Here is a 20,067-nt window from a genome sequence, read left to right as displayed (position 1 = left end):
AATTAGCCGACCAATGCCTGGGCGGAAGCGAGCGGATCATATACGTGCAGCCGAGGCGATAAAGAGGACTTCATCGCGGCCGGCATGAAATCGCGATGTGACCTCATTTGCAGGCACCAGCCCGATCGATCCAAAACAACAAAAAAAACGGGCGGAACTTTCGTTCCGCCCGTTCATCGCATCAGATCGGAGCCAAGGCTCCGGCCTATCAGAAGCTGCGCGTCACGTTCATGAAGAACGAGCGGCCGTAGTAATCATACGGACCATTTGCGAAGTAATTCCCCAGACGCGGCGCATTGTCTTCCTGGGCAGCGCTGAGCTTCGGCGGCTTGGCATCGAACGCGTTGTTCACGCCGAAGGTGAATTCACCGATGTCCTTCCAACGGAACTGCACCGAGAACCCATGCTCCCAATATGCCTCGGCCTTGAGATCGTAGGTCGCCTGGTAGCAGCCCGGACTTCCCTCGGCGCAGGAGACGCCGCCCATCGTGAGGAAGACCGGATCGGTGAGCGTATCATGGGCCTCGCCAACATATTTGATGCCCCAACGGAACGTGATCCCGCTTCCGGTCGTGAACCGCGTATCGAGCGTACCGACCCACTTCGGACCAGCTCCGGCGCCCGGATAACCGAGGTTACCGTTATAATCGGTCAAGCCATCGCCCGGGAAATATTCGGTGGCCTGCCGCGTGTTGCGGGTCGCCTGAAGCTGGGTCGAGAATTGCCCACCGAGCAGGCCAGTCGCGTAACGCGCATCGAAATCGATGCCCGACGCACGCTGCTGTGCGATGTTGAGATACGGATTCCGGAAGCTGGTGATCTCGCCGGGATGCGTATCGGACGCAGGATTACGTCCATTGATGAAGGCGCAATACGGATTCGATGGGAAATCATCGGCTTGATAGCAGAAGTTCAGGATCAAGTTGCCCAGGTTGCCGACTTCACCACGGACCCGGATGTCCCAATAGTCGATTGCCAGTGACAGATCGGCGATCCTTTTCGGCATCGTCAAAACGGTGCCGAAGCCCCACGTGGTCGCCTTCTCGGCCTTAAGGACGCCGCGTCCGCCGCTCGTCGTCACCTGGATCGAGCCAGAGGTGAAATAGTTGAGCGCCTCATTTTGGGGCGTTGCCGGATTATCAAGAATCGGCGTCAGCTCAGCTAGACAATTCTTATAGGTGTTGGTCGAGGGCGACGTTTTCGTTCCGAACTCGTCGCAAGGGTCGTCGCTCCCCGGATAGAAACCGATCTGATCGGCGACGAACTGCTCGTACAGGTTCGGCGCGCGGAAGTTGGTGCCATAATTGCCGCGCAACCGGATGCCGCTGACCGGCGCCCACTCGCCACGCAGCGAGTAAGTCCAACCCGATCCGTATGACTGGTAATGGGTATACCGGCCCGAAGCATCGAGTTCGAGCAGGTTGAAGAACGGCTTGTCGGCGATAAACGGCAGCTGCACTTCGGCATAAGCCTCGTTGACCATGTCGCTACCGCGCGTCGCTTGCGCCAGACCATAGCCGTAGAGTGTGCCCGCCAGGCGTTCGGGCGACGGTTCGTCGTCGATCTTGTCATGGCGGTGCTCGAAGCCGAAGGCTGCCTTGGCCATGCCACCGGGCAGCTTGAACATCGAGCCGTCGAACCCGATGCTGAACGTCTCCTGGTTGTACTTCGTGTGGCCCACGCTGTTGGTGTAGACGTAATCGTAGAACGACTGCGGCAGATTACCCCGCGCGAGAACGTCGGGATTGAACATATCGATCGGCACGCAGGTGCCGCCGTTATATGCTCCGTTGGTCACGTTGGCGGCGCAAGTGTATTTGTTGCCCGCGCCGAACTCGCCAGGCAGCGCCGTGGTGATATATTGGTCCGGCGTTCCCGAGGGCGCATCAACCGCGACCAGCACGTTATCGACGCGATCGGTGACCGCATTCTGGATCGAATCACGCGACCGGGTCCGAGAGATCATCGCATTGGCATCGAAACGCCAGTCACCAAGGCCGATGCTGCCGCGCAAGCCGAGGTTTGCGCGCAGGAAATCGACCCGCTGCGATTGATTGAATTCGCGGTTGGGAACGATGAACGGGCCATAATAATTGACGCCGCTGTTCGCCCATGCCGTCGGGAAGAAGGGGCTGCACGCACTGCCCAGCACGTCGGCGCAAGGAACCGCCGCGCCGGTATAGTAATCAGTGAAATTGCCACCGTAGAGCTGCGCCTCACCGGAATTTGTGATGCTCTGGAAGTTAATCTGCGTCGAGCCCTGCTGATGCGACTCGCGCCGATTAAACAGCGATTCCCCATACAGCTCGAGATCACCGATGCCGAGTTCATAGGAACCATTAGCATAAGCGGTGTACGTTTTGACCGGCGAGAACACCGTATCCCTCAACGAAATCGGGTTCGTGAGAGGACGCAGGTCGTAATTATCGACGTTGAGCGGCGGGTTGTCGATGCTGCCATTCCGCAGGCCCTGGCGGCCAGCGAAGCCGAAGCCAAGAAGATCGGTGCCATCGGTATAGCCGGTGTAGGCGATGCCGTAGCCATTGGCCGTACCGAGACCGGCACGTTCGAACGGGAAGCAGCGCAGCTGGCTGGGATCGTCCGGTGAACCCTGGCCGACTTCCTGACCGTTGATATAAGCAAGCTCACGCGGGCAGCGGTAGATGCTGCGGTCGCCGAGCCGCATGCCGTTATCCTGGCGATATTCGAAAGCAGCCGTGATGTGGCCGCGATCGAACACCTTGCCGGTGGTCAGCGATGCACGGTAGCTGGCGCCGGTGCCCGACTCAGGCACGGACGAGAAGGCGTCGATCGTCGTCTTGTCCACCTTGGTATCGGTGATGATGTTGATGACGCCCGCGATCGCATCCGACCCATAGATCGACGATGCACCCTCGCGAAGAACCTCGATCCGCTGCACGATCGACGTCGGCAGCACGTTGAGGTCCGCCGAGACGAGCTGCGGACCGACGCCAGCAGGCGCCAAGCGGCGACCATTGAGCAGGATCAGCGTGCGCGACGCGCCGAGGCCGCGAAGGCCGACGACATTCGCCGCCTGGCCGCCATCCGAGAGATAGCCGAGGAAGCTGCCGCTGATCTGCGAGGTGCCCGACGTGACGGTGGCCGATTGCAGCACGTCCGTCGTGGAGCGCGAACCGGCGAGGATTTCGTCATCACGCGTGAAGATATCCACGTTCTGCGGCGTCGCAAAATTGTCGCGCCGGATACGCGAGCCGGTGACGATGATGTCGCCCGCCTTTTCAGACTGCCCCTGCGCATTGGTGACAGAGGCATCCGTATTCGTCTGGAGGTCCGACGTATCGGTGTTCGCATCGAGCGACGTCGCGGTCTGCGCGTACGCCGGCGCCGCCATCATGGCCGCGAACGACACCGACGAGAGAATGGCAATGCCAAGTCTTTTCATTGTTAATACCCCCTGAACATGAATCACACGTTTGTGCCCAACTGCCGGGAGTAATAGAACAACGTTTAAGCAGGCTTCCCCATTTTCCGCACTCGACGTGACCGAAAAGTCACAGTCGTAACCAATGTCAGCTTCGCCAGTCGTCGGCCAAGTCGCCAACAGCGGCGACCAGATCGAGCCATGGTTCGTAACGGCGCCATTTGTCGATCCCCGCGCGGTTGATCGGCTGGCGCACCTGCTCTGAACTCGGGGTTCGTACCGGTCGATCGCTTTCGAAGAACCGCAGGCAGGATTCCTCGAAGGGCAATTCCAGATAAGCGAACAGCCGGCGCGTCTCGCTCTCGATGTCTTCCACCAGATCTTCGTAGATCACCCGGTGGACGCGCCCGGGCAAGACGCGATCGATATGGCGCATGAATCGAAGATATTCGCGATATTGCGATGCGACCTCGGCCAGGCCGTAACTGTAATTCACCCCGACCATGAAATGCTGCGCGTAATTGGCGAAGCAGCAATCCAGCGGATTGCGGCGAATGTCGATGATCCGGGCGTTCGGCAGGATCGAATGGATGAAGCCGATCTGCCTCCAGTTGCCGGGGTTTTTGTCGATGAAGTGATGCCGCGCGCTGCGCCGGTGGAATCGCGTGAGATCAAGGTAGCGCTGGCCGAGCGCGGCCAATTCCTCGGCGCCGAGGGTGTCGATGAACGCCTCGACCGTGTCCGCAGTATGACGACGGAACAACTCGACCTCGATTTGCTGGATGGCGAATAACTCGGCTGTTCCCTCAATCGCCGAATGGCTCGCCAATATCTGTTCGAGCAGAGTCGAGCCCGAGCGCGGCAATCCAAGAACGAAGATCGGCTCGTTGCTGTCATGCCCTGCAACGGCGCGTTCAGCGAAGAAGCCGGGGCTATAGGTTTCGATCGCCCGGTCGACTCCCGCCCTCATCGCGGAGACATCATGCGGGCGCTCTTTCAAACGCAGGGCATTACCTTGCCGCAAATGGCCGGCCGCCGCCTCGTAATCCTGCATCTGATGGATTGCGGCACCGAGCGCGAAATGCAGGCTCGCTTCGGCCATGACGTCACGCTGGCGCGGCAATGCCGCCGTCATCAGTTCGACATCGAACGGAAAGAAGCGCGCCAGCTTGAGATCGGCAAATAACCACCACGCCGTCCCATTATCCGGATCGAGCGCCAGCGCAGTGCGATAGGCGGCCACCGCCTCGCCGAAATCGCCGCGCGTCTTAAGCAGGTGCGCATAATTGATCCAAGCGGGCTGGCTCTCAGGGTACTTCTCAACGAGTATCCGGAACGATTCATGCGCCTCGTCGAGACGCCAGATCTGTGTCAGCAGCGCGGGCCTGAAGCCCAGCGCCTCTTCGTCGAGTGGATCGTTGGCAAGAGCGCGATCGAGGCACGCCAGGGCATCGTCGACCAATTCGACTTGATCGTCCTGCTTGGCGCGATCATGCTGGAGGCGGGCGAGCGCAATCCAGTTCGCGTTGCGGTCGGGGTGCAATTCTACCGAACGACGCAGAATGCGCTCGGCATTTTCCGGAAAGCCGCACTGCGCGGCGATGTTCGCCATGAGCAGCATGGCATCCGGTTCGTTGCGAACGACCGCGAGATAGCGGCGCAGCAGAATTTCCGCCTGCTCACTCGCGCCATTTTGCAGCAGACGCGCCGCCTCGGCCACCTCCGGCGCAATCGGGCGTTGCGGCTTGGCCGGCTGGCGCATTGCGTTGTCCGCGGCGCGGCGCACGCAAGTATATAATGCTTCGGCGGCGGTTCCGTCTTTGGGGTCGGCCGCGACGGCGGATCGCGCGCTACGACATTCATCGCGCAGAGCAGCCAGTGGCGAAACAGACAGATCGATCGGTGAGTTGGCCATCGCCAACGCCTAGGTGCGCCTTCCGCCGATCGTCAATGGCGCATCGTCGGCCGGGGCATCGCGCCTTGCACGACGCCCCGGCTCAACAAGGGACGAATCCCTTGCGATCAATACCGGTAATGATCCGGCTTGAACGGCCCCTCGACCGGCACGCCGATATAATCGGCCTGCTTCTGGCTGAGCTTGGACAGCTTCACGCCGAGCTTTTCGAGGTGCAGCGCGGCGACCTTCTCGTCGAGATGCTTGGGCAGCACGTAGACGTCGTTCTTGTACTCGTCGGTCTTGGTGAACAGCTCGATCTGCGCCAGCGTCTGGTTGGTGAAGCTCGACGACATCACGAAGCTGGGGTGGCCGGTCGCGCAGCCCAGATTCACCAGGCGGCCCTTGGCGAGGATGATGATCTGCTTGCCGTCGGGGAATTCGACAAGATCGACCTGCGGCTTGATCTCGGTCCACTTGTAGTTGCTCAAGCCCGAAATCTGGATCTCGGAATCGAAGTGCCCGATGTTGCAGACGATTGCCATCGGCTTCATCGCCTTCATGTGATCGGCGGTGATGACGTCGGCATTGCCGGTCGCCGTCACGAAGATGTCCGAGCGGCTGACCGCCTCGTCCATCGTCACGACCTCGAAGCCTTCCATCGCCGCCTGCAGCGCGCAGATCGGGTCGATCTCGGTGACCAGCACGCGCGCGCCGCCGTTACGCAGCGACTGCGCCGAGCCCTTGCCGACATCGCCGAAGCCGGCAACGGTCGCCACCTTGCCGGCGAGCATCACGTCGGTCGCGCGGCGGATCGCGTCGACCAAGGATTCCTTGCAGCCGTATAGATTGTCGAACTTCGACTTGGTGACGCTGTCGTTGACGTTGATCGCCGGGAACGGCAGCTTGCCCGCCTTGGCGAGGTGATAGAGGCGGTGAACGCCGGTGGTGGTCTCTTCGGAGACTCCCTTGATGTTCTTCACCGTCTCAGTGAGATAGCCCGGCTTGGCCTTGATGAAGGCCTTCAGCGCGCGCTGCATCTCGACTTCCTCGTCATTCTCGGGCTCGGGCATTTCCTCGCCGGCCTCGAGACGCGCGCCCCACAGCGCGAACATGGTGGCGTCACCGCCATCGTCGAGGATCATGTTGCAGGTTTCGTCGCCCCAATCGAAGATGCGGCCGACATAATCCCAGTAATCGGCCAGGCTCTCGCCCTTGATGGCGAACACCGGCACGCCGGTCGCGGCGATGGCGGCGGCGGCATGGTCCTGGGTGGAGAAGATGTTGCAGGTCGCCCAGCGGACGTCGGCGCCGAGCGCAGTCAGCGTCTCGATCAGCACCGCGGTCTGGATCGTCATGTGCAGCGAGCCGGTGATGCGCGCGCCTTTCAGCGGCTTCGACGCGCCATATTCCTCGCGCAACGCCATCAGGCCGGGCATTTCGGTTTCGGCGATGTTGATCTCGGCACGGCCGTAATCGGCCAGGCTGATGTCCTTGACGACGTAATCTTCGCGCTCGATCGCGGGGGCGGTGGCCACAAAAAGTCTCCTGAGGTCGGTTGATCTCGAATGGGCGCGCCGCATGCGCGCCGTGGATGCCTGCCACATAGAGGGCCGCAGCGCCCAAATCAAATATAAAGATGTCTTTATATGTTTCCCGAAAGGCGTAGGCCAAAAAAATCGAAGCGCGATGTCACAATCCGGCGGCGGCCCTCGTCAAGGCAGCGACACCCCTTGAAGGAGACCTGCCATGACCCCTCGCCTCAATCCCTATGAAGCCGCCCCGCGCCACGTTCAGGCGTTCCTCGCCATGTCCGCCGCCGCCGAGAAGGGAACGATCGAGCCGGCGCTGCTCGAACTCGTCAAGATGCGCTCGTCACAGATCAACGGCTGCGCCAACTGCCTGAACATGCACTCGGCGCAAGCGCGCAAGGCCGGCGAGACCGAGCAGCGGCTCTATCTGCTCAATGCCTGGGAAGAAGCGCCGTGCTATTCCGATCGCGAGCGCGCGGCGCTTGCCTGGACCGATCATCTGACCGAAATCGCTGGAAAGCGCGCGCCCGAGGCGGTCTATGCCGCGCTGGCCGAGCAATTCACCCCGGAGGAACAGGTGCAACTGACCATGATGATCAACGTGATCAACGGCTGGAACCGGCTCGCGGTCGGCTTCAACCTGTTCGATCCGTCGCTCGCGGCATGAGCGACGGCGACGTCGGCGCGGCGTTCGACCGCGAGCGGCCGATGCTGCGCCGCGTCGCCTATCGCATGCTCGGCTCGGTCGCCGATGCCGAGGACGTGGTGCAGGAGGCTTGGCTGCGCTGGTCGGCGGTAGACCAAGCGGAGATCGAGAATCCGGCCGGCTTCCTGCGCCGCGTCGTCACCCGCCTGTGCCTCGATCAGCTCAAGTCGGCGCGCGTGCGGCGCGAGACCTATTGGGGGCCATGGCTGCCCGATCCGGTGGTCGAGCCCGAGGAGAGCGACGACGTCACCTTGCCGCTGATGCTCGCGCTCGAACGCCTGTCGCCGCTCGAACGCGCGGCCTTCCTGCTCCACGACGTGTTCGGCCAGGGCTTCGACGAGGTTGCCGCGGCGATCGGCCGCGAGCCCGCGGCTTGCCGCCAGCTCGCTGCGCGCGCGCGTGAGCATGTGCGCAACGAACGCCCGCGCTATCCGGTCGAGCCCAAGCGCGGCATGGCGCTGGCCGAAGCGTTTTTCGCAGCTTCGCGTTCGGGCGACATGGCGCAGCTCGGCGACCTGCTGGCCGAGGACGTCGTGCTCTATTCGGACGGCGGCGGGAAGCGGCCGGCGGCAGGCCGGCCGATGATCGGCCGCAGCGAAGTGCTCCGCGCGCACAAGGCGATCGCGCGGCTGCTCGCGGGGCATCCCGCGCTCGGCGTCGAATTCACCTGGGTCAACGGTCTGCCCGGCATGGTCACTATCGAGCATGACGGCCTGCCGCAGACCACCGCGCTGGCGATCGAGAATGGCCGCATCGTCGCGATCTACGTGGTGCGCAACCCGGATAAGCTCGGCCACATCGCGGCCGCGCTGCATTGACGCATCACGCCGTGCCGGTGCTGTTTGCCAGCAGTCGCGGGTCGATACCGGCGGCGGCGAAACCGCCTTCCCAGCGCCCGGCCGCGGTCACGTCGTAGATCAGGCCGGTATCGGCCGGCGTCGAGAACCAGCCGTGGCGCGTCATTTCCTCATCGAGCTGGCCCTCGCCCCAGCCGGCATAGCCGATCGCGACCAGCCAGCGGCTCGGCCCGGTGCCCGCGGCGATTGCCCGCAACACATCGATCGTGCCGGAAAGCGCCCAGCGCCCGGCGACGTCGATCGTATCCTGCCCGCCCCAATCGAGCGTGTGCAGCACGAAGCCGCGCCGCGGCTCGACCGGGCCGCCGAAGTGAACCGGAGCATCGGGGGTTTCACCCGGCTCGATCTCGAACTGCTCGAGCAGGTCATGGAAGCCGAGCCCGGCCACCGTCGCGCCGATGCCGATGCCTAAAGCGCCCTTTTCATCATGCGCGCAGATCGCGATCACCGAGCGTTCGAAGCGCGGATCGCCGATCCCCGGCATGGCGAGGAGAAATTGTCCCGTGAGGTATTCAACGGATTCCATGTGGTTGGCTATAGCCCACGGCAGCCGCCCCCGCCACGCTTGAAAATGGCGCGCCGCCGCACAAGCTAACGACCGGTACCAAAGAGGAGGAATTGATGACTATCACCGTCGGCGACCGCTTGCCCCAGACGACCTTCGTGAAGGCCACCGACAGCGGCCCCGAGCAGGTGGATTCAGACGCCTTCTTCAAGGGCCGCAAGGTTGCGCTGTTCTCCGTGCCCGGCGCCTTCACCCCGACCTGCTCGGCCAAACACCTGCCCGGCTTCGTCGACAAGGCCGCCGAGCTGAAGGCCAAGGGTGTCGACGAGATCGCCTGCACCGCGGTCAACGATGCTTTCGTGATGGGCGCGTGGCGGCAGGCCAATCATGCCGATGCGGTGACGATGCTGGCCGATGGCAACGGCGCGTTCGCCAAGGCAGTGGGGCTGGAGATGGACGGCTCCAAATTCGGCATGGGCACGCGCGGTCAGCGTTTCTCGATGCTGGTCAACGACGGCGTCGTCGAGCAGCTCAACGTCGAGGCGCCGGGCGAATTCAACGTGAGCTCCGCCGAGCATCTGCTCGAGCAATTGTAATCCTGATCGTTCGTACTGAGCTTGTCGGATCATTCGGCAAGCTCAGGGCGAATGGCGGGATGACACCCTCTTGCTTCCGGCCGCCGCACGATTTAGCCGCAGACGATGACAACAGCTTCCGACATCGTCTCTGAACTCGACCAGCTCTACACCGCCTCGGTGACGCGGCTGAAGGCGGCGCTCAACGCCTATCTGGTCGAGGGCACCGCGCCCGATCCGCAGGCGCGCCGCGACGGCTCGTTCGCCTATCCCGAAATCCGCCTCACCTTTCGCGGCAGCGACGAGGACCGGCCGACGCCGATGCGGTCGTACGGCCGGCTGATCACGCCCGGCCATTACCGGATCAGCGTCACCAAGCCGGCGATGTTCGCCGATTATCTGATCGAGCAGCTGACGCTGCTGATGGAAGATTACGATGTCGAGGTGGAAGCGGTGACGGGGCGGCAGGAAATCCCGTTCCCCTATGTGCTCGACCCTGGCCACGCGCTGAGCCTCGACGAGGTATCGGCGACCGAACTCGCGCGGCACTTCCCGGCGACCGAGCTGGCGATGATCGGCGACGAGATCGCCGATGGCCTGTGGCAGCATGGCGACGAGGATCGCCCGCTCGCGCTGTTCGATGCGCTGCGCACCGATTTCTCGCTCGCGCGGCTCAGGCATTACACCGGCACGCCGCCCGAGCACGTTCAGCGCTACGTGCTGTTCACCAATTATCACCGCTATGTCGACGAATTCGTCCGCTGGGCGTGCGCGCAGCTTGCCGAGGACGGCAGCCGTTATACCGCGCTGTCCGGTGCCGGCGGGCTGATGATCGAAGCAGGCGACGATCCAGAACGAGTGGTCAGCGACAGCGCGTGGCGGCGCCACCAGATGCCGGCCTATCACCTGATCGGGCCGGACCGCACCGGCATCACGCTGGTCAACATCGGCGTCGGGCCGTCCAACGCCAAGACGATCTGCGATCACCTCGCGGTGCTGCGGCCCGAGGCGTGGCTGATGATCGGCCATTGCGGCGGCCTGCGCCCCAGCCAGCGGATCGGCGACTATGTTCTCGCTCACGCCTATCTGCGCGACGACCATGTGCTCGACGAAGTGCTGCCGCCGGAAATCCCGGTGCCGGCGATCGCCGAGATCCAGCAGGCGCTGGCGCGCGCGGCGGAGACCGTGTCGGGCCAGTCGGGCGACAAGCTCAAGCGGCGGCTGCGCACCGGCACGATCGTCACCACCGACGATCGCAACTGGGAACTGCGCTTCTCGCGCTCGGCGCTGCGTTTCTCATTGAGCCGCGCGGTGGGCGTCGACATGGAATCGGCGACGATCGCGGCGCAGGGCTATCGCTTCCGCGTGCCCTACGGCACCTTGCTGTGCGTGTCGGACAAGCCGCTGCACGGCGAGCTCAAGCTGCCCGGCCAGGCCAATCGCTTCTACGAGCGCGCGATCAACGAGCATATGCGGATCGGCATCGAAACCTGCGAGGAATTGCGCCGCGAGGGGCCGAAGCTGCACAGCCGCAAGCTGCGCGCATTCGATGAGCCGCCGTTCCGCTGATCGCGTGCAACGCGCGGCTGTGTTAGGCGTTGTCGCGATTACAAGCTCGGGGAGATCATATGGCCGACGAGTCATCCACACCGCCCGCCCCACCTTCGCCACCCGAGGGTGAGGGCACGCCCGACGCCGGCAACCCGGCGCAGGCGACGCCGCCCGAAGTCGCACCGAAGCCCGGCCGCGCCAGCGCTCGCGGCGCCAAGCCCGCCGCGCCGAAGCCGCCGAGCCGGAAGCCGGCGGCGAAATCGGGCGCCAAGAAGCCTGCCGCCAAGACGCCGGCGCCGCGCCGATCGGCACGACCGAAGCCGACCGCGCCCAAGCGCCCGGCGGCCCCCAAGCGCACCGAAGCGCCCGATCTTCATGCCGCGGTGCCCACCGAGCCCAAGGCCTTCGACACGCGCGCGACCGATCCGGCGACGCGCCGGCGCGGGCGCTGGTTCCCTGCCTTTGCCGGCGCGGGTGTGCTGGCGGCGGGCGCGGCGTTGCTGTCGCTCAGAGGCAGTGCGCGGCGGCGGCGCGATGATCGCGCCAAGCCACCCAAGCCCGACGACGACGCCTGAGGCTCAGCCGCCGAGGAAGGCGGCGATCGCGCTGCCCAGCTCTGGCTTGGTGACGGCGCTCATGTGGTTGCCCGGCAGCGCGACATAGCGTCCGTGCGGCAGCACGCGGGCGAGTGCCTCGGCGGAACCATTGTCGTCATCGTCGACGCCGGCCGCGACCAGCGTGGGCTGCTCGATCGCCGCGATCGCCGCTTCCGGCGTGTCGACAAAGGTGTCGAGGATGCACGTCAGCGCGATCGGATCACCCTGCGTGGTCTTGAGGAACGCCTCGGTCAGCCATTCGGCCGAGCCGCGCTCGAAGCTACCAAGGTTATTGAGCACGTCACGAAAATAGCTGCCGCGACCGCCGGTATCGACGAGGCCGGTGAGCCCCATCCCCGAAATCACCACGCGCCGCGGCGTCGCTCCGTTGGCCAGCATCCTGACCGTCGTGCGCGCGCCGAGCGAATAGCCGCCGAGATCGTAATCGGCGAGGCCGAGATGCTCAACCAGCGCGAAACCGTCACGCATCAACACGTCGGGCGGATAAGCGGCCGCCTCATGCGGCCTGGCGCTGTCACCATGGCCGCGCAGGTCCGGCATGATGACGCGGAAGCCGGCCGCCGCGATTGTTTGGGCGTGGCCGTATTTCAGCCAGTTGACCTCGGCATTCGAGAAATAGCCGTGGATCAGGACGACTGGGCGCCCCTCCCCCAATTCGCGCCAGGCAAGGCGGACGCCATCGAAACTGTCGAAGAAGTGCGGGTCAATCGGGGAGTTTGCCAACGGCCTCGATCCATTTGTTGACGATATTGGGCAATTGATCGGTGCGCGTTTCGGGCAAGCCGCGCGTATCGAGCCAGGCGTCATGCCGGCTTTCGACGCCGGAATGCCCGGTCGGACGCAATTTGCCGGGCGTATCGAAACTGCCGACGGTGAGATCCATGTGCGATGATCCGTAACCTTCATAGGTGAGCGGCGTACCGCACAACGCGCAAAAGCCGCGCACAGCAATCGGCGACGAGCGGTAGCGATCGGGTTCGCAGGTCTTCCAGCGCACGGCCGAGCGCGGCACCTCCTTGAGCGTCGCCGCAACGCCGCCCGTCGCGCGCTGGCACATCCGGCAATGGCACAGATAGGCCGCGTCGTCGTCGGCCTCGACCGCGTAGCGGATGCGGCCGCACTGGCAGCCGCCGGTCATCGTCTCGCTCATCCTATCCTCGCATCAGCGCGCGAATGAAATCGTCCTGCGGCGCCGCCTCCGGCCACGACGGCACCGCCGCCGGGATATCGACCCAGTGTTGCTTATAGGCCGTGTAGATATGCGCGACGCACTCGAGCTCCTCCGAGCGATCGAGCGTGCCGGCGCGCACCACCGCGATGCCGGGGCGACGCGTGTTGGTGTTGTAGATGCGCGAATGGCAGACGCCGCACATGCGCTGGACCGAGGTGCGGTCCCCGGTCACTTTCTCGTAGATGGCGATCGGCCCCGTCGCCGTCACGCAGGCCTCGGGAACGAGCGCCTGCTGGCTGAACGCGCTGCCCGACCAGCGCTGGCACTGGTGGCAGTGGCAGGCATAGGTCCGCGGCAGCGCATCGAGGGCAAGCGTGTAGCGCACCGCGCCACAATTGCAGCCGCCTTCGACGGTCATACCAGACGCTCGATTCGCGGGCTCAAGTCAGTCCGCTCGACTACATTCAGAAATTTTTCATCGGCGGTGACAAGTTTGCAGTCCAGTTGCTCGGCAAGCGCCAGATAGATGCAATCGTAGAGTGCGTGCCGGATCGAGACCGACAAGGCGAAGGCGCGATCGAGCAACCGTGACGTATCGTAGCGATCAGGAACGATCAGCGGCAGCACCTCGAGCGCATCCTCGGCTTGCTTGGCAGGCAGGCCCGCATAACGCACTTTCTTCGACAAGGCGCTTGCCACTTCGAATTGAATGAAATCGGGCACGACAACGTCGGTGTCGGCGACCGTGCGGGTTGCCTCCGCCGAGCCCACTTCCTCGGTCAGCACCTTAACGATGACGCTCGCATCGGCGACGATCATCGCGCATCGCGGTCAGCGCGGATAAGGTCAGTGCTGTCAATCTTCGCGGACGACAAGGGAGTCGCGGCACGCAGGCGTTCGGACAGGGCGATCAGCTCGGCTTTGGACAAGCGCCGCTTCGGCCGCGCATTGGTCAATACATCGCGCAACTCGGCTTCGAGAGACCGGCCGTGCTCGGCCGCCGCCTGCTTGTAATCGGCGACGACCGCATCATCCAGATTGCGGATCAGAACCTGTGCCACGCGATGATGATATCACCGCGATAGCAGACGCTCAAGCCGCCTTCTTGAGATGCCGCCTTCCGAGCAGTTCGGCGATCTGAACCGCATTCAGGGCCGCGCCCTTGCGCAGATTGTCGCTGACGCACCACAGCGCCAGGCCGTTCTCCACCGTCGGATCCTCGCGGACGCGGCTGATGTAGGTGGCATATTCGCCGACGCACTCGACCGGCGTGACGTAACCGCCGTCCTCGCGCTTGTCGACGAGCATCACGCCGGGCGCCTCGCGCAGGATGTTCTGCGCTTCCTCGGCCGACAGCTCGTTCTCGAACTCGATATTGACGGCTTCCGAATGGCCGACGAACACCGGCACGCGGACGCAGGTTGCCGACAGCTTGATCTTCGAATCGAGAATCTTCTTGGTTTCGACCACCATCTTCCACTCTTCCTTGGTCGAGCCGTCCTCGAGGAAGCTGTCGATGTGCGGGATGACGTTGAAGGCGATCTGCTTGGTGAACTTGTGCGGCTCGGCACTGTCGCCGACGAAGATGTTGCGGCTCTGCTCGAACAGTTCGTCCATCCCCGCCTTGCCCGCACCCGAGACCGATTGATAGGTTGCGACGACGACTCGCTTGATCTTCGCCGCATCATGCAGCGGCTTCAGCGCGACGACGAGCTGCGCGGTCGAGCAGTTCGGGTTGGCGATGATGTTGCGGCGCTGATAGCCGTCGATCGCTTCCGGGTTCACTTCGGGCACGATCAGCGGCACGTCCGGGTCCATGCGATAGAGCGACGAATTGTCGATCACCGTGCAGCCGGCAGCGGCGAACTTCGGCGCATAGACCTTGGTCGCTTCCGAACCGATCGCGAACAGCGCGATATCCCAGCCGGTGGGATCGAAATGCTCGATGTTGCGGACCTTGAGTTTCTGGCCGGTCTCCCCGAACTCGATCTCGTCGCCGGTCGACCGCGACGACGCCACCGCCGCGATTTCGTCCACCGGAAATTCGCGTTCGGCGAGAATGTTGAGCATCTCGCGCCCGACATTGCCGGTCGCACCAGCGACCACCACCCGATAACCCATGAATCCGTCCTGTTGCTTGTCCGCGCCATCCGCGGGCGGGACCGCTACTTAAGACGCATGACGCGGAATGGAAGCAAGTTTTGCTTTGGCGCCGATCAGTCCTTGCCCTTGACCGGCGGCAAGCCGACGTGACGATCGAGGAAATTCATCATCGTCATATAGACATGCTCGACCACCCCCGACATCGCGTGGGTCTTGCCGGGATAGAGCATCGCTTCGAACGGCTGGTCGTTGGCCTGCATCTTGGCCATCAGCCGCGCCGAATTGTCGAACACGACATTATCGTCCGACAGGCCGTGCATCAGCAGCAGCGGATCGACGATCCTGTCGGACTCGGCCAACGCGCCGGACGCGGTATAGGCCGCCGGATCCTTGTTGGGATCGCCCATGTAACGCTCGGTATAATGCGTGTCGTAGAGCGTCCAGTCGGTCACCGGCGCCACCGCGACGCCGGCGGCGAAGGTGCCGGGCGCCTTTTCGAGCAGCTTCAACGTCATGTAGCCGCCATAGGACCAGCCGAAGGTGGTGATCTTGCCGGGATCGACGAACGGCTGGCGCTTGAGGAAATCGACGCCCTTCAACTGGTCGGCGACCTCCACCGTTCCCATCGCGTGATAGATCGCGTCCTCGAACTTCGTGCCGCGATTGGTCGCGCCGCGATTATCGACCTCGAAATAAACGTAGCCCCGATCGACGACATATTGGGCGAGCGAGGCGCCGTTCCATTTGTTGACGACTTGCTGCGCGCCGGGGCCGCCATAATGCTCCATGAACACCGGGTATTTCTTGCCGGGTTCGAGCTTCGGCGTGATCATCTCGTAATGCAGCGTCGTGGTGCCGTCCGCCGCCAGAATCGTGCCGAAAGCGGTCGGCCGCAGGCTGGCGAGATAGGGCGCATAAGGATGCCGGGCATCGATATCATTGCGCTCGAGCCACTTGATCCGCTTGCCGCTGGCGTCCACGAGATAGACCTGCGGCGGATGCTCGGTGTTCGAGCGGCCGACAATCACCCGCGTCGCGTCGCTGTCCATCGTCGCGCTGTTGGTCCAGCCATTCTCGGTCAACTGGGTGACGGCGCCGGGATGGGCGATATCGACGCTGTAAAGCTGTTCTTCGAGCGGCGTTTCCTTGTCGGCGACGAAATAGAGCCGTCCCTTGGCCTCATCGACGCCGGCGAGGCGCTGCACATCCCAATCGCCGCTGGTGAGCGCGGTCAGCTTGCCGTGCGCAAAGCGATAGAGATGGCCGTGGCCGCTTCGCTCGGACCACCAGATCAGGCTGCCGTCCTTCATCGCATGAAAGGCCGGCGGCAGGTTGAGCCAGCTTTTGGGGCCAGCCTTTTCGGCGATCAGCACGCTCGACTTGCCGGTCGCCGGATCGACCTTGAGCAGATCGAGCGTCGCCTGGTCGCGAGCCTCGCGCACCACATAGAGCGTGTTGCCGTCCGCCGACCAATAGACGCGGCCGAGGTAGATATCGGGGTTCGCTCCTAGGTCGACCTTCACCTTGCCCGAGCCGTCCGGCTTCATGACATAGAGATCGACCAGCGCGTTGGGCGTGCCCGCGGCGGGATAGCGCTGGTCATAGACCCTGGCGCCATCGGAGCCGATCGCGGTGCGCGTGACGATCTTGACCGGACTGACGTCGGTGCGCTGGACCGCGATATATTTGTCGTGCGGCGCCCACCAATAGCCGGTGCGGCGGTCCATTTCCTCCTGCGCGACGAACTCTGCGGTGCCCCAGCTCACCGTGTCGCTGGCGCCCTCGGTGATCTGTCGCGGCTGCCGGGTGGCAAGCGGTTCGACCACCAGCTCGTCATCGGCGACATAGCTCAGATAAGTGCCGCCGGGGCTGACCACCGGGTTGAGTGCGCCGCCCTTCACGTCGGTCAGCTTGACTACGCGGCCATCGGTATCGGCGAGATAAAGCTGCCCGTCGAGCGGCACGAGGATGTGCTTGCTGTCGGGCGCCCAATCGTAGGAGACGATCCCCTTTTCGCCGCCGATCCGCATTCGCTCACGCTGCATCTTTTCGGCCTCGGAAAGCTCAGCGCCGGTGCCGACCTTCTTCGAATCGACCAGCATCCGCTCGGCGCCGGTGCGGGTATCGATCGCCCACAGATCGAAACGGTCGGTCTCGTCGGGGCGCGCCTTGAGCAGCGTCACCAGCTTGCCGTCGGGCGACAGCCGCAAGCCACGCAAGCTGGGGCCGGAGATGCTGGGGCTCTGGAACAGCGCATCGAGCGTGAGCTCCTTGCCGGTCTGCTGTGCAGCCAGCGCCGGGCTGGACACGATCGCGGCCACGACGCCTGCACATATCCACGATTTATACATTATCCCCGCTCCCCGAGAGTATCAGCCCGCGCCGACGGGCCATCGTGCGGGGCTTATTGCGGCCGAAGCGGAGAAGGTAAAGCGCGCAACCATCGCGCTTTTGGCGTTTGATCCATTTTCGTGGGAGCGATTCAGTTCGGCTGAATCCAACGCCAAGGCATCACGAAAAAGGGCGCGGAAGGCCGAAGCCCGCCGCGCCCCTATTCGAACTGGCCTGTCGCCGGGCTTATTCAGCAGCGGCGGCGGCAACCTCACGATTGTCGCGGCGCTCGGCAATGCGCGCCGACTTGCCGGTGCGGCCGCGCAGATAATAGAGCTTGGCACGACGCACGGCGCCCTTGCGGACGACGGTGATCGATTCGATGTTCGGCGAATAGAGCGGGAAGACGCGCTCGACGCCTTCACCAAACGAAATCTTGCGGACGGTGAACGACGAGCCCATGCCCTTGTTGGCACGGGCAATGCACACGCCTTCGAAATTCTGGACGCGGGTGCGCTCACCCTCGACCACCTTCACGCCGACGCGCAGCGTGTCGCCGGGGCGGAATTCGGGGGCCTTGTTGGCTTCGTTGAACTTGGCGATCTGCTCGGCTTCGAGCGTCTGGATGAGGTTCATCTCATTCGTTCCCATTCTTGCGCCGCGCGCCAGAGGGCGACTGGACCGGATCGCCCCCATGGCGCTCCCATAAGTCCGGCCGCCTTAGCCGTGTATCTGCCTCCGCCATCGACTTGCGCCAGGCGGCGATCTTCGCATGATCCCCCGATCGCAGCACTTCGGGGATCGTGCGCCCTTCCCATTCATAAGGTCGGGTATAGTGAGGGTATTCGAGGAGCCCCGTTTCGAAGCTTTCCTCGTCACCGCTCGAAGGCGCGCCCATTACGCCGGGAATGAGGCGAATGCAAGCGTCGAGCAGCACCAGCGCCCCCATCTCTCCGCCCGAGAGGATATAGTCGCCGATCGAGACCTGTTCGATCGCGCGGGCCTCGAACAAGCGCTCGTCGAATCCCTCGAACCGGCCGCACAGGATGGTCGCGCCAGGACCGGCCGCCAGCGATCGGACGCGCGCCTGCGAGAGCGGCGCGCCGCGCGGCGTCATCGCCAGCACCGGCGCGTCGGCCGCAATGCTGTCGAGCGCGGCCGCGACGACGTCTGCGCGCAACACCATCCCCGCCCCGCCGCCTGCCGGCGTATCATCGACGGTGCGATGCTTGTCGGTGGCGAAATCGCGGATCTGCACGGTATCGAGCGACCAGCGATTTTCGGCGAGCGCGCGCCCGGCCAGCGAATGGCCGAGCGGGCCCGGGAACATATCCGGATAGAGCGTCAGCACGGTGGCGCGCCAGGTCATAACGGCAAGGTCCAATTCTCCACGCGCAGCCCCGGCACATCGGCAAAGTCGCGTTCGTTGTTGGTTACCAGCGTCAGGCCAAGCGCCAGCGCGTGCGCGGCAATCAGCCGGTCAAATCGACCGCGCTTGAAGGGAACATCGGCGTAGCATGCGGCAGCGGCGCGGTCGAACGGGACGATATTGACCACGCCAAAGAACGCTTCGACGATCGCCATGCCATCCTTGTTGTCTCGATCGAGGCCTCTCATCACCTCGGCATAGGTAACCGCCGAGGTAACGAGGTCGCCCGGGCGGCACCGTTCGGCACGCGCCCGCGCTTCATCCGACAGACCCTCCAACAAATAGATGCAGATGTTCGAATCGAGCAGAAATTGCGGCTCAATCACGTTTGAGGAGCTTTCCTTCCCAATCGAGTTCGCGCGGTTCCATGATGCGGTCCTCCGGAGACAATGGCTTGAGGCCTGGACATGATCCGTAGATTCCAGTCAGGTCGATCCTCTCGGGTTTGCTCGCTGCCGACTCGAATTCGAATTTCCCGCGGTCCTCGCGCAGCACCATCTCGTCGCCCTCTTTCAGGCCCAATGCCTTGGGCAATCGCAATGCGACCGAATTGCCAGACTTGAACACCTTGGCGCGATATTCCTTCGCCATCACCCGTCTCCGTATATACATCATGTATATACATGCGCCGTCACCGGGTTCAAGCAGACGCGGTAGCGCCGCGAGCGACAATAGGCTAACCGCGCGGCCATGCGTTTTCTGATGGCACTCGCGCTCGCGCTGTTCTCCGTCCCTGCCCTCGCCGCCACACCGGGCATCGTCCATGTCAAACTGGTCACCACTGCGGGGCCGATCGTGCTCGCGCTCGATGCGCGCCATGCCCCCAAAACGGTCGCCAATTTCATGCGCTATGTCGACGACGGCCGGTTCGACGGCACCGATTTCTACCGCGCCTCGCGGCGCAAGGGCGATCCGACCCACGGCCTGATCCAGGGCGGCATCGGCATGGACGCGCGCCGCATCCTCGATTCGGTGCCGATCGAGCCAACCAGCAAGACCGGCATCCACCACACCGACGGCACGATCTCGATGGCGCACGGCCCCGATCCCAATTCGGCGGCGGGCAATTTCTCGATCATGATCGGCCCCAACCCGTCGCTCGACGCGCGCGGCTCGTTCCTCGGCTTCGCCGCGTTCGGGCATGTCGTGTCGGGGATGGACGTGGTGAAGCGCATCCTAGCGCAGCCGACCGGCGGCGGCAGTGGTGAGATGAAGGGCCAGATGCTGCTCAAGCGGATCAAGATCGTGAAGGCCGTCCGACTCGACGGCACGCCGCATCCGACCGGCCGCCCCAAGCCGTGGACGTTCGGCATCCATTACGGCGATTGATCTAGGCGGGGACGACGCGGAAAAAGGCGCCGGCGACATGTGCCGGTAATATTGCGGTACGAGC

21 protein-coding genes are annotated in these 20,067 nt (G+C 63.8%); 6 read left to right on the top strand and 15 right to left on the bottom strand.

The genetic code is table 11. The features are described 5' to 3' along the window. Positions 1–208: 208 nt before the first annotated feature. From K7G81_RS03410 to ahcY, 3 genes are all read right to left on the bottom strand, one after another. Positions 209–3,583, bottom strand: coding sequence for a TonB-dependent receptor domain-containing protein (locus K7G81_RS03410; protein WP_223029308.1), 3,375 nt, complete (start codon positions 3,581–3,583; stop codon positions 209–211). Next, complete coding sequence (locus tag K7G81_RS03405) at positions 3,552–5,165, bottom strand: tetratricopeptide repeat-containing sulfotransferase family protein (RefSeq protein ID WP_223029307.1); 1,614 nt, start codon at positions 5,163–5,165, stop codon at positions 3,552–3,554. The genes K7G81_RS03410 and K7G81_RS03405 overlap by 32 nt, the downstream gene beginning before the upstream one ends. A 260-nt stretch (positions 5,166–5,425) precedes the next feature. After that, positions 5,426–6,880 carry an adenosylhomocysteinase gene (ahcY, locus tag K7G81_RS03400; protein ID WP_255586521.1) on the bottom strand — a complete coding sequence of 485 codons (1,455 nt, stop codon included), beginning with the start codon at positions 6,878–6,880 and terminating at the stop codon, positions 5,426–5,428. A gap of 166 nt (positions 6,881–7,046) precedes the next feature. Here ahcY and K7G81_RS03395 point away from each other — a divergent pair, with 166 nt between their 5' ends. Together K7G81_RS03395 and K7G81_RS03390 are read left to right on the top strand one after the other, a co-directional pair. Next, a complete protein-coding gene (locus K7G81_RS03395) occupies positions 7,047–7,496 on the top strand; it encodes a carboxymuconolactone decarboxylase family protein (RefSeq protein WP_223029305.1) in 450 nt (149 codons plus the stop codon). After that, positions 7,493–8,353 carry a sigma-70 family RNA polymerase sigma factor gene (locus K7G81_RS03390; RefSeq protein WP_223029304.1) on the top strand — a complete coding sequence of 287 codons (861 nt, stop codon included), beginning with the start codon at positions 7,493–7,495 and terminating at the stop codon, positions 8,351–8,353. The genes K7G81_RS03395 and K7G81_RS03390 overlap by 4 nt, the downstream gene beginning before the upstream one ends. 4 nt (positions 8,354–8,357) lie before the next feature. Here the strand turns inward: K7G81_RS03390 and K7G81_RS03385 are convergent, their stop codons facing one another. Further along, positions 8,358–8,918 carry a YqgE/AlgH family protein gene (locus K7G81_RS03385; protein WP_223029303.1) on the bottom strand — a complete coding sequence of 187 codons (561 nt, stop codon included), beginning with the start codon at positions 8,916–8,918 and terminating at the stop codon, positions 8,358–8,360. Between the two features lie 95 nt (positions 8,919–9,013). Here K7G81_RS03385 and K7G81_RS03380 point away from each other — a divergent pair, with 95 nt between their 5' ends. The 3 genes from K7G81_RS03380 (at position 9,014) to K7G81_RS03370 (ending at position 11,598) form a co-directional block, all read left to right on the top strand. Continuing rightward, complete coding sequence (locus K7G81_RS03380; RefSeq protein ID WP_223029302.1) at positions 9,014–9,493, top strand: peroxiredoxin; 480 nt, start codon at positions 9,014–9,016, stop codon at positions 9,491–9,493. 105 nt (positions 9,494–9,598) lie between these two features. Beyond that, the gene (locus K7G81_RS03375; RefSeq protein WP_223029301.1) at positions 9,599–11,041 is read left to right on the top strand and encodes an AMP nucleosidase; all 1,443 of its coding nucleotides are present in this window, start codon (positions 9,599–9,601) and stop codon (positions 11,039–11,041) included. A gap of 59 nt (positions 11,042–11,100) precedes the next feature. Further along, positions 11,101–11,598 (top strand): hypothetical protein, encoded by a 498-nt coding sequence (locus K7G81_RS03370; protein WP_223029300.1) that lies wholly within the window; start codon positions 11,101–11,103, stop codon positions 11,596–11,598. A gap of 3 nt (positions 11,599–11,601) precedes the next feature. Here K7G81_RS03370 and K7G81_RS03365 read toward each other — a convergent pair whose 3' ends face one another. The 11 genes from K7G81_RS03365 to K7G81_RS03315 form a co-directional block, all read right to left on the bottom strand. Then, positions 11,602–12,363: an alpha/beta fold hydrolase gene (locus tag K7G81_RS03365; RefSeq protein WP_223029299.1), complete on the bottom strand. Its 762-nt coding sequence runs from the start codon at positions 12,361–12,363 to the stop codon at positions 11,602–11,604. Beyond that, positions 12,344–12,790: a GFA family protein gene (locus K7G81_RS03360; protein ID WP_223029298.1), complete on the bottom strand. Its 447-nt coding sequence runs from the start codon at positions 12,788–12,790 to the stop codon at positions 12,344–12,346. Before K7G81_RS03360 ends, K7G81_RS03365 begins: the two co-directional genes overlap by 20 nt. 1 nt (position 12,791) lies before the next feature. After that, a complete protein-coding gene (locus K7G81_RS03355) occupies positions 12,792–13,229 on the bottom strand; it encodes a GFA family protein (protein WP_223029297.1) in 438 nt (145 codons plus the stop codon). Beyond that, positions 13,226–13,630, bottom strand: a complete 405-nt coding sequence (locus tag K7G81_RS03350) for a type II toxin-antitoxin system VapC family toxin (RefSeq protein WP_223029296.1) — start codon at positions 13,628–13,630, stop codon at positions 13,226–13,228. The genes K7G81_RS03355 and K7G81_RS03350 overlap by 4 nt, the downstream gene beginning before the upstream one ends. Next, a complete protein-coding gene (locus tag K7G81_RS03345) occupies positions 13,627–13,872 on the bottom strand; it encodes a FitA-like ribbon-helix-helix domain-containing protein (protein WP_223029295.1) in 246 nt (81 codons plus the stop codon). Before K7G81_RS03345 ends, K7G81_RS03350 begins: the two co-directional genes overlap by 4 nt. 31 nt (positions 13,873–13,903) lie before the next feature. Beyond that, positions 13,904–14,932 carry an aspartate-semialdehyde dehydrogenase gene (locus K7G81_RS03340; RefSeq protein ID WP_223029294.1) on the bottom strand — a complete coding sequence of 343 codons (1,029 nt, stop codon included), beginning with the start codon at positions 14,930–14,932 and terminating at the stop codon, positions 13,904–13,906. A 95-nt stretch (positions 14,933–15,027) separates the two neighbouring features. Next, positions 15,028–17,265 carry a S9 family peptidase gene (locus K7G81_RS03335; RefSeq protein ID WP_223029293.1) on the bottom strand — a complete coding sequence of 746 codons (2,238 nt, stop codon included), beginning with the start codon at positions 17,263–17,265 and terminating at the stop codon, positions 15,028–15,030. A gap of 226 nt (positions 17,266–17,491) precedes the next feature. After that, complete coding sequence (rplS, locus tag K7G81_RS03330; protein ID WP_223029292.1) at positions 17,492–17,881, bottom strand: 50S ribosomal protein L19; 390 nt, start codon at positions 17,879–17,881, stop codon at positions 17,492–17,494. 1 nt (position 17,882) lies between these two features. Next, a complete protein-coding gene (gene trmD, locus K7G81_RS03325) occupies positions 17,883–18,614 on the bottom strand; it encodes a tRNA (guanosine(37)-N1)-methyltransferase TrmD (protein ID WP_223029291.1) in 732 nt (243 codons plus the stop codon). Then, positions 18,611–19,000 (bottom strand): type II toxin-antitoxin system VapC family toxin, encoded by a 390-nt coding sequence (locus K7G81_RS03320; RefSeq protein ID WP_223029290.1) that lies wholly within the window; start codon positions 18,998–19,000, stop codon positions 18,611–18,613. The genes trmD and K7G81_RS03320 overlap by 4 nt, the downstream gene beginning before the upstream one ends. Beyond that, positions 18,993–19,265, bottom strand: a complete 273-nt coding sequence (locus tag K7G81_RS03315; protein ID WP_223029289.1) for an AbrB/MazE/SpoVT family DNA-binding domain-containing protein — start codon at positions 19,263–19,265, stop codon at positions 18,993–18,995. The genes K7G81_RS03320 and K7G81_RS03315 overlap by 8 nt, the downstream gene beginning before the upstream one ends. A 99-nt stretch (positions 19,266–19,364) precedes the next feature. Between K7G81_RS03315 and K7G81_RS03310 the strand changes: the two genes are divergently transcribed. Beyond that, complete coding sequence (locus tag K7G81_RS03310) at positions 19,365–20,003, top strand: peptidylprolyl isomerase (RefSeq protein ID WP_223029288.1); 639 nt, start codon at positions 19,365–19,367, stop codon at positions 20,001–20,003. Positions 20,004–20,067 lie beyond the last annotated feature (64 nt).

Source organism: Hephaestia mangrovi (assembly GCF_019880555.1).
Taxonomy (GTDB): Bacteria; Pseudomonadota; Alphaproteobacteria; order Sphingomonadales; family Sphingomonadaceae; genus Sphingomonas; species Sphingomonas mangrovi.
This window is presented reverse-complemented; position numbering and strand designations above follow the sequence as displayed.